This window comes from Kitasatospora sp. NPDC018058, from assembly GCF_044327205.1.
In the GTDB taxonomy this organism is placed as follows: Bacteria; Actinomycetota; Actinomycetes; order Streptomycetales; family Streptomycetaceae; genus Kitasatospora.
The window spans coordinates 26,363-39,689 of record NZ_JBIRFA010000001.1; the positions used below are offsets into that span (position 1 = coordinate 26,363).

Here is a 13,327-nt window from a genome sequence, read left to right on the forward strand (position 1 = left end):
TCGACCGGACGGGTCCTGATGCGGGGCGCTCCGCACCGGGGCCCGCGGCGTGCCACGGGGCTCATAGGCTGGAGGGACACGACGGCCCGGGTGACCAGGGGAGTGGACAGGGTGAGCGAGCAGGAACAGAGCGGGCAGGAGCAGGTCCGCCAGGAGCAGGACGAGCAGCCGCAGCAGCGGTCGGCGGGCCAGCGGCCGGCGGATCGGAAGACGGCCGTGGCCAAGGCCCGGTTGGTCTTCCGGGACCCGCTGGACCAGCAGTCCCGGGACGACACCGACGCCGGCTGGGGCGAGCGCTCCGGGGCGGGGGAGAGCGGTGGGCGGGAGCTGGACTGGTACTTGAGCCAGCGTCCGCCGCACCACGGGGACTAGGGCCCGGCCGGCGGATCTCGCCGGGCCCGCCGACATCCGCCGGACAGGCCCAGACCAGGGCCATGCGGCACGAGGGCTACGCGGCCACCGGGCCGCGACTAGCGGGCCGTGACCAGTGCGTCGCGGATCTCGGTCAGCAGTTGGACCTCCTTGGCCTCGGCCTCCACCACCGTCTCGGCGGGGCTCTTGCGCTTGGCCGCCAGCCGGTTCATCGGCATGATCAGGATGAAGTAGACGACGGCTGCCGTGATCAGGAACTGCAGGGCGGCGCTGAGCACCGCCCCCCACAGGATGAGGATTCCGGACGTGACCTCACCGGTGGCGCTCACCTCGCAGGGCCCCTTGAGGCAGGAACTGTAGGACCCGAGGTCCTTCGTCCCGAAAACACCGACGAGCGGATTGATCACGCCCTTGACGAAGGCGTTGATGATGTTGGTGAAGGCCGCGCCGATGACCACGGCGACGGCGAGTTCGACGACGTTTCCACGCAGCAGGAATTCCTTGAAGCCTTTCATGCCGCCTCGAACGACGAAGTCGTTACCCGGTTACGGGTGAACTTCCGGAAGTCCGGATTGGCAACCCGTACGGCCCACCGCGCCCCCCGGGGGTGGCGGCAGCCAGGCCCGCGCGGGCCCGAAGGCGAGCGCCGCCACCACCGCGAGCAGCACCAGCGCGGGCACCCCGGCCCGCCGCCGGACGGCCCGGCGCCAGCGGTGCCACCCGCCGCAGCCGCGCCGGATCGGCGGAAAGCTCGGCACCTCCCGCCGGGGCGGCACGGTGGGTGCGGGCAGCGGGACGGACAGGCTCATGGTCGTCATCGACGTCACCTCCGGACTCGATCGGTCGGTCTCTGGTGACCCACACGATGCGCGCCCGGGGCGCCGCCGGAAAGCCCGTTCCCACAGCCTGTGGATAAACCCGCCCCTGTGGACAACTTCGTACGCCCGCGCGAGTGAGACCGATGTCCGCAAGCTGACGGAAACCCGCGCCCGGACGGCGAGCACGGCACGCCGAAGGCCCGCCGCCCCGCGTGAAGCGGGGCCGACGGGCCTTTTCGAGAAGCTTCCGAGAGCTCCCGGACGCCGGTTCGGCGCGAAGCGCCGAGCGCGGAGCGCCCGACGTCAGCTCGCGGCCGGAGCCGGGCTGCTGGACGAGCTCGACGAGCTGGAGGAGCCGGACGAACCCGACGAGGACGACGCGGACGTCGAGGAGCCGGAGGACGAACCGGCGCCCACCGAGCTGCTGGAGGACGAGCGGCTGTCGGTCCGGTAGAAGCCCGAGCCCTTGAACACGACGCCCACGGCCGAGAAGACCTTGCGGAGCCGTCCCTGGCAGTCGGGGCACGTGGTCAGCGCCTCGTCGGTGAACTTCTGCACCGCCTCCAGGCCGTTGCCGCACTCGGTGCACTGGTACTGGTACGTGGGCACTTGTCTTCCTCCTGGCACTCTCGCCTGATGAGTGCTAACGATGGTCAATGATGCGGCATTCCGCTGGATCAGTCCAGCGACTCCGGTGTGAGATGAGCCGGTACCGAGTCACCGCCCACCGCGCGTTCAGCCCTTGGCCGCACCGACCAGCTGTGCCGCGCCGCCGTGCTCGGCGGACGACGCCACCACGCGGCCCGCCCCGCCCGGCGCCACCAGCAGGTGCCGCATCGACACCAGCGCGATCAGCCCCAGGCCCGCGCCGGCCGCCGGCACCAGGAACCCGACCGAGGGCCCGTGGCCGTCGAGCAGCTTGCCCGCCGCCATCGAGCCGAACGCCAGCCCCAGCCCGATCGCGCCGGTCAGCCAGGTGAAGGCCTCCGTCTTGGCGCCGTCCGCGACCAGCGTCTCGACCAGGGTGTAGCCGCTGATCAGGGTCGGCGCGATGGCCAGACCGCAGATCAGCCCGGCGACCGTCAGGGCGACCAGGTCGGGCATCGCCCAGAGCACCGAGCAGCCCAGCACCAGCAGTGTGTAGCTCATGACCATCCGCTGCTGGACCGGCCGCCGCCAGGCGATCACGCCGTACAGCACACCGGCCAGCATCGAGCCGCCCGCGAAGATCCCGTACACCGTGCCGCCGGCGTCGTGCTGTCCCACCGAGTCGGCGAAGGCGTTGACCGACACCTGCATGCCGCCGAACACCGCGCCGACCCCGAGGAAGGCCCCGACCAGCAGCCGGACACCGGGCGAGGCCAGCGCCGAGGCGCGCCGCACGCCGGGCTGCGGAACGATCCGGGCGGGGGCGCTGCGTCGCTGGGCCGCGAAGGCGAGACCGCCGACCAGGGTCAGCGAGGCCTCGGCGACCAGCGCGGCCGCCGGGCTGGCGAAGGCGGCGATGTTGGCGGCCAGGATCGGGCCGATCACGAAGGTGAACTCGTCCGTCACGGACTCGAAGGCGAACGCGGTGCTCACCTTGGCCGCGGCGGTGGGGGAGGCGCCCTCCCCGGTGAACTTGGAGACCCAGCGGGCCCGGACCATCGCGCCGATCTGCGGCACGCTCGCCCCGGCGGGGACGGCGGCCAGGTACACGCTCCAGGCCGGCGCGTGGCCGAGCGCCAGCGCGATCAGCACGCCGACCGAGGCCGCGTGCGCCAGGACCGTCGGGACCAGCACCGCGGCCTGGCCGTACCGGTCGGCCAGTCGCCCGGTCTGCGGCCCGATCAGGGCCTGGGCGACGGAGGAGACGGCGACGGCGGTGCCGGCGGTGCCGTACGAGCCGGTGGTCTGGGTGATGAGCAGCAGGATGCCCATGCTGAGCATCGCGTACGGCAGTCGCGCGAAGAACGCGGGGGACAGGAACGTCCAGGCGCCCGGCGTGCGCAGCAGCTCGCCGTACCCGACCCTGGCGGGCGCCTCGGCGGCGGTGTCCACAGTGCTGGCCGCGGTGTCCGGAGCGTTGTCCGCGGCGATGTCGACCGTTCGGCGGGCCGTCACGGTCGGTCCTTCCTGCTGCCTGGTAGCGCGGCAGGGCATGGGGTGGCCCCGACGGCGCCGAGAGTCGTCCTCTCGCGCGTCGACCGGGGTAGATACCGGGTCAGCCTGGCCTGACGGGCCGGGGCCGGACCGCGGCCGCCGAGCGGTCGCGCCAACTCTGCGTCAGGCAGATGCTGGGGGTGGTCTAGCGGTAGTTATACGGCGTAGTCGAACCAGCATACAGTTACGCGCGTAGATTCCGCCAGGCCACCCAGTCCACCACCAGCCGGGCCGCGGGGAACGGGCCCCCGGGGAGTGCCCGGGGCGGAGTGCCCGGGGCGGAGTGCCCGGGGCGGAGTGCCCGGGGCGGAGTGCCCGGGGCGGCGGGCTCAGCGCCCGTTCAGCCACCCCGCCAGCTTGCCGCCCTTGTCGACGGCCCGCAGCCGCCGTTCGGCAGCCTCGCCGACCTCGTCCGTGGTGACCACCAGCAGCTCGTCCCCACCGCGCAGCATCGTGGCCTTGTCCGGCACGAAGGAGTTGCCCTCGCGCACGACCAGGGTGACCGCCGCCCCCTTGGGCAGCCGCAGCTCGCTGATCTCCACGCCGGACATCCGCGAGGTCGGCGACAGCGTGACCGACAGCAGGTGCCCGTGCAGCTTCTCCAGCGGCGCGGACTCGATGTCGAGGTCCTGGCCCATCGCGCCCTCGCCGATCCGCAGCCGCTTGGCCACCCAGGGCAGGGTCGGTCCCTGGAGCAGGGTGAAGACGACGACCAGGATGAAGACGATGTTGAACACGTCCTGGGCCTCGTGGGCGCCGGAGACCACCGGGATGGTGGCCAGCACGATGGGCACGGCCCCGCGCAGCCCGGCCCAGCTCAGCAGCGCCTGCTCGCGGGCGGGCACCTTGAACGGGGTCATGGTGAGCGCCACCGACAGCGGCCGGGCCAGGAAGACCAGCACCCCGCCGATCACCAGCGCGGGCACCACCGAGTCGCCCATGCTCTCGGGTGCGGAGAGCAGTCCGAGCAGCACGAACATGCCGATCTGTCCGATCCAGGCCAGCCCGTCGGCGAAGCCGCGCACGGCCGGTCCGTGCGGCAGCTTGGAGTTTCCGAGGATCACCGCGCAGACGTAGACGGCGAGGAAGCCGGAGCCGTGCAGCAGCGCGCCGCCCGCGTAGGCGAGTACGGTCAGCGCCATCACGGCGATCGGGTACAGGCCCGAGGAGGGCAGTGCGACCTGCTTGACCCCGTACGCGCCGAGCTTGCCGACCGCCAGGCCGACCGCGGCGCCGATGGCGAGCTCGGCGGCGATCGTGCCGAGCAGGACGTACCAGGAGTCGTGCCCGCCGGTGCCGGCGAAGGCGACGACCAGGATGACCACGGGCGCGTCGTTGAAGCCGGACTCGGCCTCCAGCAGGCCGGTGAGCCGGTGCGGCAGCGGGACCATCCGCAGCACCGAGAAGACGGCGGCGGCGTCGGTGGAGGAGACGATCGCGCCGAGCAGCAGCGCGGTCTGCCAGTCCAGGCCGACCAGCCAGTGCGCGCCGGCCGCGGTGACGAACACGCTGATCCCGACGCCGAGCGTGGCCAGCGCGGTGGCCGCCGGCATCACCGGTTTGACCTCGCGCCAGCTGGTCTTGAGGCCGCCCTCGGCCAGGATCACCACGAGCGCCGCGTAGCCGAGCACCTGGGTCAGCTCGGCGTTGTTGAAGGTGATGCCGATTCCGTCCTGGCCCAGTGCGACGCCGATCCCGAGATAGATCAGCAGACTCGGCAGCCCTGATCGGGTCGAGATCCGCACGGCGACCACCGCGACCAAGAGGATCGCGGAGGCTTCGAGGAGGAGCTGGTTCAGGTGGGCGACGTTCACGCAGTGGCACCTCGGGCAGGCATGGGCGGGCGGGGTGTCAGGTGGTGCTGGGGTTGTTCCGTTGGTGTAGAGAGGGTGCTGTCGGGCACCGGCCCGCTAAGAAGTCGTCAATGCTCCTGTTGCGGATCGTTACTCAGTCTAACATTTTGCCATATCTTTAGTTTGGTCCCCCATTCACAGCGCTCCGCCGACTCGGCCTAATGTGGTGCCCTGTCACGGCCCCAGGCCCTGGACACGCCCGCCCGCCCCGAAGTCAGGACCGCAAGGACCCAGATGCCCCGCTCGAAGAAGTTCCGGCGCGCCCGTCTGATCGTGATCGTGCTGGTCGTGCTGCTGGTGGCCGGCGTCGGCTACGGCGGCTACCGCGGGGTCACCGCGGTCCGTGCGTCCTTCCCGGAGGTGGACGGCAGCGTCAAGGTGGCGGGCCTCAGCGCGCCGGTCGACGTCAAGCGCGACGCCAACGGCATCCCGCAGCTGTACGCCGACACCGCCGAGGACCTGTTCCGCGCCCAGGGATACGTCCAGGCGCAGGACCGCTTCTGGGAGATGGACGTCCGCCGTCACATCACGGCCGGCCGGCTGTCCGAGATGTTCGGCGACGGCCAGGTCGACACCGACTCCTTCATCCGCACCATGGGCTGGCGACAGGTGGCGCAGAAGGAGTTCGACACCAAGCTGTCGCCCGAGACCAAGAAGTACCTGCAGGCCTACTCGGACGGCGTGAACGCCTGGCTGGCCGAGCACCCCGGCGGTGAGAAGGCCTCGCTGGAGTACGCCCTGCTCGGCGCCGTCAACAGCGGCTACAAGCCCGAGCAGTGGACCCCGGTCGACTCGGTGGCCTGGCTCAAGGCGATGGCCTGGAACCTCTCCGGGAACCTCCAGGAGGAGATCGACCGCTCGCTGCTGGCCCAGGACTTCGGCCCGGACAAGATCGCCGAGCTGTACCCGGAGTACCCGTACTCCCGCAACGGCACCATCGTGAAGACCGGCACGGTGGCCGGCGACACCTACCGCCCGGCCGACGGCTCGGCGCCGTCCGGCGGGGCCCCCGGCGCCGCCACCACCCAGGGCGCGGCCACGACCAAGGCGCTGATGCAGGGCCTCACCGACCGGATCGACGCGATGCCGCAGCTGCTCGGCCGCCCCGGCCAGGGCATCGGCTCCAACTCCTGGGTGGTCGCCGGCTCGCACACCACCACCGGCAAGCCGCTGCTGGCCAACGACCCGCACCTCGGCCCCGGCCTGCCCTCGGTCTGGTACCAGATGGGCCTGCACTGCCGGACCGCGTCGGCGGCCTGCCAGTTCGACGTCTCCGGCTTCACCTTCGCCGGCATGCCCGGCGTGGTGATCGGCCACAACAAGGACGTCGCCTGGGGCTTCACCAACCTCGGCGCCGACGTCACCGACCTCTACCTGGAGAAGGTGACCGGCCCGGACACCTACCAGGTGGACGGCAAGGACGAGAAGTTCGACCTCCGCAAGGAGACCATCAAGGTCGCCGGCGGCGAGGACCGCACCATCACCGTCCGCACCACCCGGACCGGCGCCCCGCTGATCTCCGACCAGAGCACCGAGCAGCAGAACGTCGGCAAGTACGCCCCCAACGGCACCTCCGCCCCCGACCGCGGCACCGGCGGCTACGGCGTCGCCCTGCAGTGGACGGCGCTCAGCCCCGGCAAGACCATGGACGCCGTCTTCGAGCTGGACAAGGCCCGCAACTGGGACGAGTTCCGCGGCGCCGCCAAGGACTTCGCCGTCCCCGCGCAGAACCTGATCTACGCCGATGCCAAGAACATCGGCTACCAGGCCCCGGGCGTCATCCCGGTCCGCGGCAAGGGCGACGGCTCCATGCCGGCCCCCGGCTGGGACTCCTCGTACCAGTGGAAGGCGGACCCGGTCCCCTTCACCGCGCTGCCGTGGAGCCTCAACCCGTCCGCGGGCTACATCGTCACCGCCAACCAGGCCGTGGTGGACCAGGGCTACAAGTACAACCTCACCAAGGACTGGGAGTACGGCACCCGGGCCAAGGAGATCACCGACCAGATCGAGGGCCTGCTCAAGAACAACGGCAAGATCTCGCCGGACGACATGCAGACCCTGCAGCTGGACAACACCAGCATCATGGCCAAGACGCTGGTCCCGCTGCTGCTCAAGCAGCAGATCGACGACCCGTACGTGCGTGAGGCCCAGGACCTGCTGAAGGACTGGAACTTCCACCAGGACGCCGACTCGGCCGCCGCCGCCTACTACAACGGCGTCTGGCGCAACCTGCTCAGCCTCGCCTTCGGCCAGAAGTTCCCGGCCGACATCCGGGCCAAGGACAACTGCCTGCTGGTGCGCCAGCAGGACGACCCGACCAAGCCGGACAGTTCCAGCAAGATCGTCACCGAGTGCGGCACCCGCGACCCGGGCAAGGCCCAGCCGGACGGCGGCGACCGCTGGACCGAGGTGGTCCGGGCCCAGCTGGACAAGCCCGACAGCTCGTGGTGGACGTACATCGACTCCCAGCACAAGGAGCAGAAGGGCCTGGACAACCTGCTCAAGGAGGCGATGAAGAACGCCCGGCAGGACCTGACCTCGCTGCTCGGCAAGGACATCTCCACCTGGAGCTGGGGCCGCCTGCACAAGCTGGAGCTGCGCGAGCAGACCCTGGGCACCGACAACTCCTCGATCGCCTCCGGCGCCGTCCACAAGTTGCTCAACCGCGGCCCGTACCGCCTCTCCGGCGGCTCGGCGGCGGTCGACGCGGCGGGCTGGAACGCGGCGGCCGGCTACCAGGTCGACTGGATCCCGTCGATGCGCATGGTGGTCGACCTGAACGACCTGGACTCCTCGCGCTGGGTCAACGTCGGCGGCGCCTCCGGCCACGCCTTCCACCAGAACTACAACGACCAGACCGACCTCTGGCTCAACGGCAAGCTGCTGACCTGGGCCTTCACCCCGGACGCCGTGGAGAAGGCGACCAAGCACAAGCTGGTGCTCACCACCGGCTGACGCCGGTACGACGCGCGGGCGGCCCCGCTCCCTTCCGGAGGGAGCGGGGCCGCCCGCGTCCCGGGGGCCGCCGGCGGCTCACCCGAAGGTCCGCACCCCCGACGGCGTGACCGCCAGGTCCACCGGCCGGTCGTGCGACTCGGTCGGCACCCGTTCCAGCAGCTCGTGCTCGTACAGCAGCACCGCCAGCACCGGCTGCGCCCCGGCCCGCTCCAGCCGGGCCAGCACCCGGTCGTAGCTGCCGCCGCCCCGGCCCAGCCGCAGCCCGCCGCGGTCCACCGCCAGGCCCGGCAGCAGCACCAGCGAGGCGGTCGTCACCGCCTCCGGCCCCAGCCGCGGCCCGACCGGCTCCAGCAGCCCGCGCCCGGCCGGGGCGAGCGCCTCGGGCCCCGTGTACTCGGCCCAGTCCAGGTCGTTGTCGGGAAGCAGCACCGGCAGCAGGACCCGCACTCCGTCCTCGCGCAGTGCGTCCAGCAGCGGCCTGGTCCCGGGCTCCGCGCCCACCGAGACGTACGCGGCCACCGTGGCGCCCGCCGCGGCCAGTTCCCAGGCGTGTCCGGCCAACGCGTCCGCCGCCTCCGCCCGCCCCTCGGCCGAGAGTGCGCGGCGCCGCCTCAACAGCCGTGTCCTCAGGTCGGTCTTCTCGTTGTGCATCGGATCCTCCACGTCTCCAGACCGTCGACGCGCAGAGCCTGACACGCGAAAGGGCGCCCCGATTGTCCACCCCGCTGCTGGTCCAGGTCCTGGCCGCGCTGAGTGCCCCCGCGCTGGCCGGCGCCACCGTGCTCGGGCTGCGCGTGCGCCGGGAGCGGGCCGAGGCCGCCGGGGGCCGGGAGCGGTTGCGGGCGCGGGTCGCCGAACTGGAGGGGCGCTGCGCCGAGCTGGAACGCACCGCCTCCTGCGACCCGCTCACCGGCGTGTGGAACTACCGCCACCTGCAGCTCACCCTGGACCGGGAGATCGAGCGGGCCCGCCGCGCCGAGCACGCCGAGCAGGCCGACGGCCCGCGCCCGCTGGCCGTGCTGCTGCTGGAGATCGCCGGCTTCGACGCGGTCATCGCCGAGCACGGCCGGGCCCGCGGCAACGCGATACTGCGCGACCTCGCCCAGCGGCTCGCGATGGAGATCCGCCGGGCCGACACCCTCGGTCGCTACAGCGGCGAGGAGTTCCTGGTGGTGCTGCCGGACACCGGCGCCGAGGGCGCGGCCCAGGTCGCCGAGCGGCTGGTCTGGTCGGTCCGCCGCCACCTGCTGCTGGACTGGTCCTCCGGCACCCGGGCGCCCCGCCCGGCCCACGGCAACGGACTCACCGCCGCGGCCGGCATCGCGGTGCTCCCCGAGGACGGCACCCACGCCGCCGTCCTGCTGCGGGCCGCCGACGCGGCACTGGCCGAGGCCCGGGCGGCCGGCGGCGACTGCTGGCGGGCCGCCCCGGCCCCCGGGCAGCGCTCGGGCGGGCGCGGTGAGCAGGCCGCTTCCGGTACGGACGGGGCGGCGACTGCCGAACGTGACCGTTCGGGAAAGGCGGGTAGTGTGTCCGCCTGTACCGGAGGGGACCCTCTTGCCCAGCCGGTCGCTTCCCATACGCCTGCCACCGTGGCCGTGCCCCGTGACGCGCTGTCCTAGCCGTCCGACGGCGCTCGGCCGGGCGAAAACGTGCCTGAGTAAGGTAAACGCATGACGACGACCCCCCGTATTCCGGTAACCAAGGCCGTGGTACCCGCGGCCGGACTGGGCACCCGCTTCCTCCCGGCGACCAAGGCCACCCCGAAGGAGATGCTGCCCGTCGTCGACAAGCCGGCGATCCAGTACGTCGTGGAGGAGGCCGCCGCGGCCGGCCTGTCCGACATACTGATGGTCACCGGCCGCAACAAGCGCGCGCTGGAGGACCACTTCGACCGCGCCTACGAGCTGGAGGAGCTGCTCGTCCGCAAGGGCGACGAGGACCGCCTGCGCCGGGTCCGCGAGTCCGTCGAGCTGGCCAACATGCACTACGTCCGCCAGGGCGACCCCAAGGGCCTCGGCCACGCCGTCTCGGTCGCCGAGCAGCACGTCGCCGGCCAGCCCTTCGCCGTCCTGCTCGGCGACGACCTGATCGACCCGCGCGACCCGCTGCTCGCCCGGATGATCGAGGTCCAGCAGGAGCTCGGCGGCTCGGTCGTCGCCCTCATGGAGGTCGACCCCTCCCAGATCCACCTGTACGGCTGCGCCGCCGTCAAGGCCAACGGCTTCGGCGACGACGTCTTCCAGGTGACCGACCTGGTCGAGAAGCCCGAGCCGGGCGAGGCCCCCTCCAACTACGCCGTCATCGGCCGCTACGTCCTCGACCCGCTGGTCTTCGACGTGCTGCGCGAGACCCCGCCCGGCCGCGGCGGCGAGATCCAGCTCACCGACGCCCTGCGCGAGCTGACCACCCGCGACGCTGCAGACGGCGGCCAGGTGCACGGCGTGCTCTTCAAGGGCCGCCGCTACGACACCGGCGACCGCGCCGACTACCTGCGCGCTATCGTCCGTCTGGCCGCCGAGCGCGAGGACCTGGGCCCGGAGTTCCGATCCTGGCTGCGGGAGTTCGTCGGCTCCGAGCTGCAGGACTGATCACCACGACAGAGAGCGAGCCGCCGATGACCCGGTCCACGGAGCACAGCACCACCCCCGCAGCCTGCTGCGACGGGTCCGCGGACCGGGCACCGGCGGCTCCTCGCCTCTGGAGCGTGGACGAGCACCTCGCCGACGTGCTCGCCGCGGTCGGCCCGCTGCCGGCGATCGAGCTCCCGCTGCTCGACGCCCAGGGCTGCCGGCTGGAGGAGGACGTGGTCGCGGACGGCGACCTGCCGCCCTTCGACAACAGCTCGATGGACGGCTACGCCGTCCGCACCGCCGACACCGAGGGCGCCACCGACACCTACCCGTCGGTGCTCCCGGTGGTCGGCGACATCGCGGCCGGCGCGGGCGAACTGCCCAAGGTCGGCCCCGGCCAGGCCGCCCGGATCATGACCGGCGCCCCCGTGCCGCCCGGCGCCCAGGCCGTCGCCCCGGTCGAGTGGACCGACGGCGGCACCGGCACCGGAGTGGCCGCCGCGGCGATGACCGCAGCGGTCGCCGACGAGGAGGTCCGGGTGCTGCGCCCGGTCGCCGAGGGCGCGCACATCCGCCGCCGCGGCAGCGACGTCGCGGCCGGCACCACCGTCCTGGAGGCCGGCACCCGGCTCGGCCCCACCCAGATCGGCCTGCTCGCCGCGATCGGTCGGGCCGCCGTGAAGGTCCGCCCGCGCCCCCGGGTGGTGGTGCTCTCCACCGGCAGCGAGCTGGTCCAGCCCGGCGAGCCGGTCGGGCCCGGGCAGATCGCCGACTCCAACAGCTTCACCCTCACCGCGGCCGCCCAGGAGGCCGGCGCCATCGCCTACCGGGTCGGCGCCGTCCCGGACGAGGCCGACCGGCTGCGCGCCGTCCTGGAGGACCAGCTCGGCCGGGCCGACCTGATCGTCACCAGCGGCGGGGTCAGCGTCGGCGCGTACGACGTGGTCAAGGAGGTCTTCGACTCCTATGGCGGCGTCGAGTTCCGCAAGCTGCGGATGCAGCCCGGCAAGCCGCAGGGCTTCGGCCGGATCGGCGGCGCGGCCGGGGTGCCGCTGCTCGCCCTGCCCGGCAACCCGGTGAGCGCCTACATCTCCTTCGAACTCTTCGTCCGCCCGGTCATCCGCACCATGCTCGGCTCCGCCGACGTCCACCGCCCGGTGGTGCGCGCGCTCTGTCCGACCGCGCTGCGCTCCCCGGCCGGCCGCCGGCAGTTCCTGCGCGGCCGCTACTCGGCGGCGGACGGCACCGTCGAGCCGGTGGGCGGCGCCGGCTCGCACCTGGTCGGCGCGCTGGCCAAGGCCGACTGCCTGATCACCGTCCCCGAGGACGTCACCGAACTGCCCGCCGGCAGCGAGGTCGACGTGGTGTTGCTGCACTCCTGAGGCCGCCCCGAGCCGAAGGGGCGCGCCGGTAGCGAAAGGGAGAAGCGACCAGCGAGGTGGGGGTCCCCCCGGCCGAAGGCCGGGGGGAGAGCGCCGGAGCGCCGACCGTCGGCACCGGGTCGGCGCGCGCCCCGGAGGCGAGCGGGCGAGTGGCTGCCACCCCGAGGTCGGGGGAGGGGTACGGTAGCGCGGTATTCGACCTGCGCGCCCCTGGAGTTACCCGTGACGACACCGAGCCCCGGCGACCGCCTCACCCACGTCGACGAGCAGGGCGCGGCCCGGATGGTCGACGTCTCCGAGAAGGCCACCACGGTGCGCACCGCCGTGGCGGCCGGGCGGGTCAGGGTCTCCCCGAAGGTGGTCGAGCTGCTGCGCGGCGAGGGCGTGCCCAAGGGTGACGCCCTCGCGGTGGCCCGGATCGCCGGGATCATGGGCGCCAAGAAGACCCCGGACCTGATCCCGCTCTGCCACCCGATCGCGGTCTCCGGGGTCAAGGTCGACCTCGCCGTCGCGGACGACGCGGTCGAGATCACCGCGACCGTGAAGACGGCCGACCGCACCGGCGTCGAGATGGAGGCGCTGACCTCGGTGACGGTGGCCGCGCTGACCGTGATCGACATGGTCAAGGCGGTGGACAAGGGCGCCAGCATCGAGTCCGTCCGGGTGCTCGGCAAGACCGGCGGCAAGAGCGGCGACTGGTTCGCGCCGGAGGTGGACGCGTGAAGGCCCTTGCCGTGACCGTTTCCAACCGGGCCTCGGCCGGGGTCTACGAGGACAAGGGCGGCCCGCTGCTGGTGGCCGGCCTGACCGCGATGGGCTTCACCGCCGACGGCCCCCGGGTCGTCCCGGACGGCGAGCCGGTGGAGGCCGTCCTGCGCGAGGCCGTCGCCGCCGGGTACGACGTGGTGCTGACCACCGGCGGCACCGGCATCTCGCCGATGGACCTCACCCCCGAGATGACCGCCCGGGTGATCGACCGCCGGATCCCCGGCATCGCCGAGGCCATCCGGGCCCACGGCCGCGACAAGGTGCCGACCGCGGCGCTCTCCCGCGGGCTCGCCGGACTCGCCGGACGTACCCTGATCGTCAACCTGCCGGGCTCGACCGGCGGCGTCAAGGACGGTCTGGCCGTCCTGGAGCCGCTGCTCGCCCATGCCGTCGACCAACTCGGGGGCGGAGACCACCCCCGGCCCGACGCACCGGCTTCCGGGAGAGCGCACTGAACGCCG

The 13,327-nt window shown here is 72.8% G+C and carries 13 protein-coding genes; 7 read left to right on the forward strand and 6 right to left on the reverse strand.

Annotated features, from left to right (window positions below; translation table 11 throughout):
* Positions 1-111: 111 nt before the first annotated feature.
* Complete coding sequence (locus ACH4E7_RS00130) at positions 112-372, forward strand: hypothetical protein (protein WP_396246730.1); 261 nt, start codon at positions 112-114, stop codon at positions 370-372.
* A 98-nt stretch (positions 373-470) separates the two neighbouring features.
* Here ACH4E7_RS00130 and mscL read toward each other — a convergent pair whose 3' ends face one another.
* From mscL to ACH4E7_RS00155, 5 genes are all read right to left on the reverse strand, one after another.
* The gene (gene mscL / locus ACH4E7_RS00135; RefSeq protein ID WP_396246731.1) at positions 471-887 is read right to left on the reverse strand and encodes a large conductance mechanosensitive channel protein MscL; all 417 of its coding nucleotides are present in this window, start codon (positions 885-887) and stop codon (positions 471-473) included.
* A gap of 30 nt (positions 888-917) precedes the next feature.
* Positions 918-1,190, reverse strand: a complete 273-nt coding sequence (locus ACH4E7_RS00140; RefSeq protein WP_396246732.1) for a hypothetical protein — start codon at positions 1,188-1,190, stop codon at positions 918-920.
* Between the two features lie 303 nt (positions 1,191-1,493).
* Positions 1,494-1,799: an FmdB family zinc ribbon protein gene (locus ACH4E7_RS00145; protein WP_396246733.1), complete on the reverse strand. Its 306-nt coding sequence runs from the start codon at positions 1,797-1,799 to the stop codon at positions 1,494-1,496.
* Between the two features lie 126 nt (positions 1,800-1,925).
* Positions 1,926-3,293, reverse strand: a complete 1,368-nt coding sequence (locus ACH4E7_RS00150; RefSeq protein ID WP_396246735.1) for an MFS transporter — start codon at positions 3,291-3,293, stop codon at positions 1,926-1,928.
* Positions 3,294-3,661: 368 nt separating this feature from the next.
* Positions 3,662-5,146, reverse strand: a complete 1,485-nt coding sequence (locus ACH4E7_RS00155; protein WP_396246737.1) for a potassium/proton antiporter — start codon at positions 5,144-5,146, stop codon at positions 3,662-3,664.
* A 273-nt stretch (positions 5,147-5,419) separates the two neighbouring features.
* Here ACH4E7_RS00155 and ACH4E7_RS00160 point away from each other — a divergent pair, with 273 nt between their 5' ends.
* On the forward strand, positions 5,420-8,140 hold the full coding sequence (locus ACH4E7_RS00160) for a penicillin acylase family protein (protein WP_396246738.1): 2,721 nt from the start codon (positions 5,420-5,422) through the stop codon (positions 8,138-8,140).
* Positions 8,141-8,218: 78 nt separating this feature from the next.
* Here the strand turns inward: ACH4E7_RS00160 and ACH4E7_RS00165 are convergent, their stop codons facing one another.
* Complete coding sequence (locus tag ACH4E7_RS00165; RefSeq protein ID WP_396246739.1) at positions 8,219-8,794, reverse strand: 5-formyltetrahydrofolate cyclo-ligase; 576 nt, start codon at positions 8,792-8,794, stop codon at positions 8,219-8,221.
* A 62-nt stretch (positions 8,795-8,856) separates the two neighbouring features.
* On the opposite strand from ACH4E7_RS00165, the gene ACH4E7_RS00170 reads away from it, so the two are divergent.
* From ACH4E7_RS00170 to ACH4E7_RS00190, 5 genes are all read left to right on the forward strand, one after another.
* On the forward strand, positions 8,857-9,765 hold the full coding sequence (locus tag ACH4E7_RS00170) for a GGDEF domain-containing protein (RefSeq protein WP_396246740.1): 909 nt from the start codon (positions 8,857-8,859) through the stop codon (positions 9,763-9,765).
* Positions 9,766-9,816: 51 nt separating this feature from the next.
* Positions 9,817-10,734 carry a UTP--glucose-1-phosphate uridylyltransferase GalU gene (gene galU / locus ACH4E7_RS00175; RefSeq protein ID WP_396246741.1) on the forward strand — a complete coding sequence of 306 codons (918 nt, stop codon included), beginning with the start codon at positions 9,817-9,819 and terminating at the stop codon, positions 10,732-10,734.
* 26 nt (positions 10,735-10,760) lie between these two features.
* Positions 10,761-12,098, forward strand: a complete 1,338-nt coding sequence (glp, locus tag ACH4E7_RS00180; protein ID WP_396246742.1) for a gephyrin-like molybdotransferase Glp — start codon at positions 10,761-10,763, stop codon at positions 12,096-12,098.
* Between the two features lie 282 nt (positions 12,099-12,380).
* On the forward strand, positions 12,381-12,821 hold the full coding sequence (moaC, locus tag ACH4E7_RS00185) for a cyclic pyranopterin monophosphate synthase MoaC (RefSeq protein ID WP_396247126.1): 441 nt from the start codon (positions 12,381-12,383) through the stop codon (positions 12,819-12,821).
* Complete coding sequence (locus tag ACH4E7_RS00190; protein WP_396246743.1) at positions 12,818-13,321, forward strand: molybdenum cofactor biosynthesis protein B; 504 nt, start codon at positions 12,818-12,820, stop codon at positions 13,319-13,321. The genes moaC and ACH4E7_RS00190 overlap by 4 nt, the downstream gene beginning before the upstream one ends.
* The last annotated feature ends 6 nt before the right edge of the window (positions 13,322-13,327 follow it).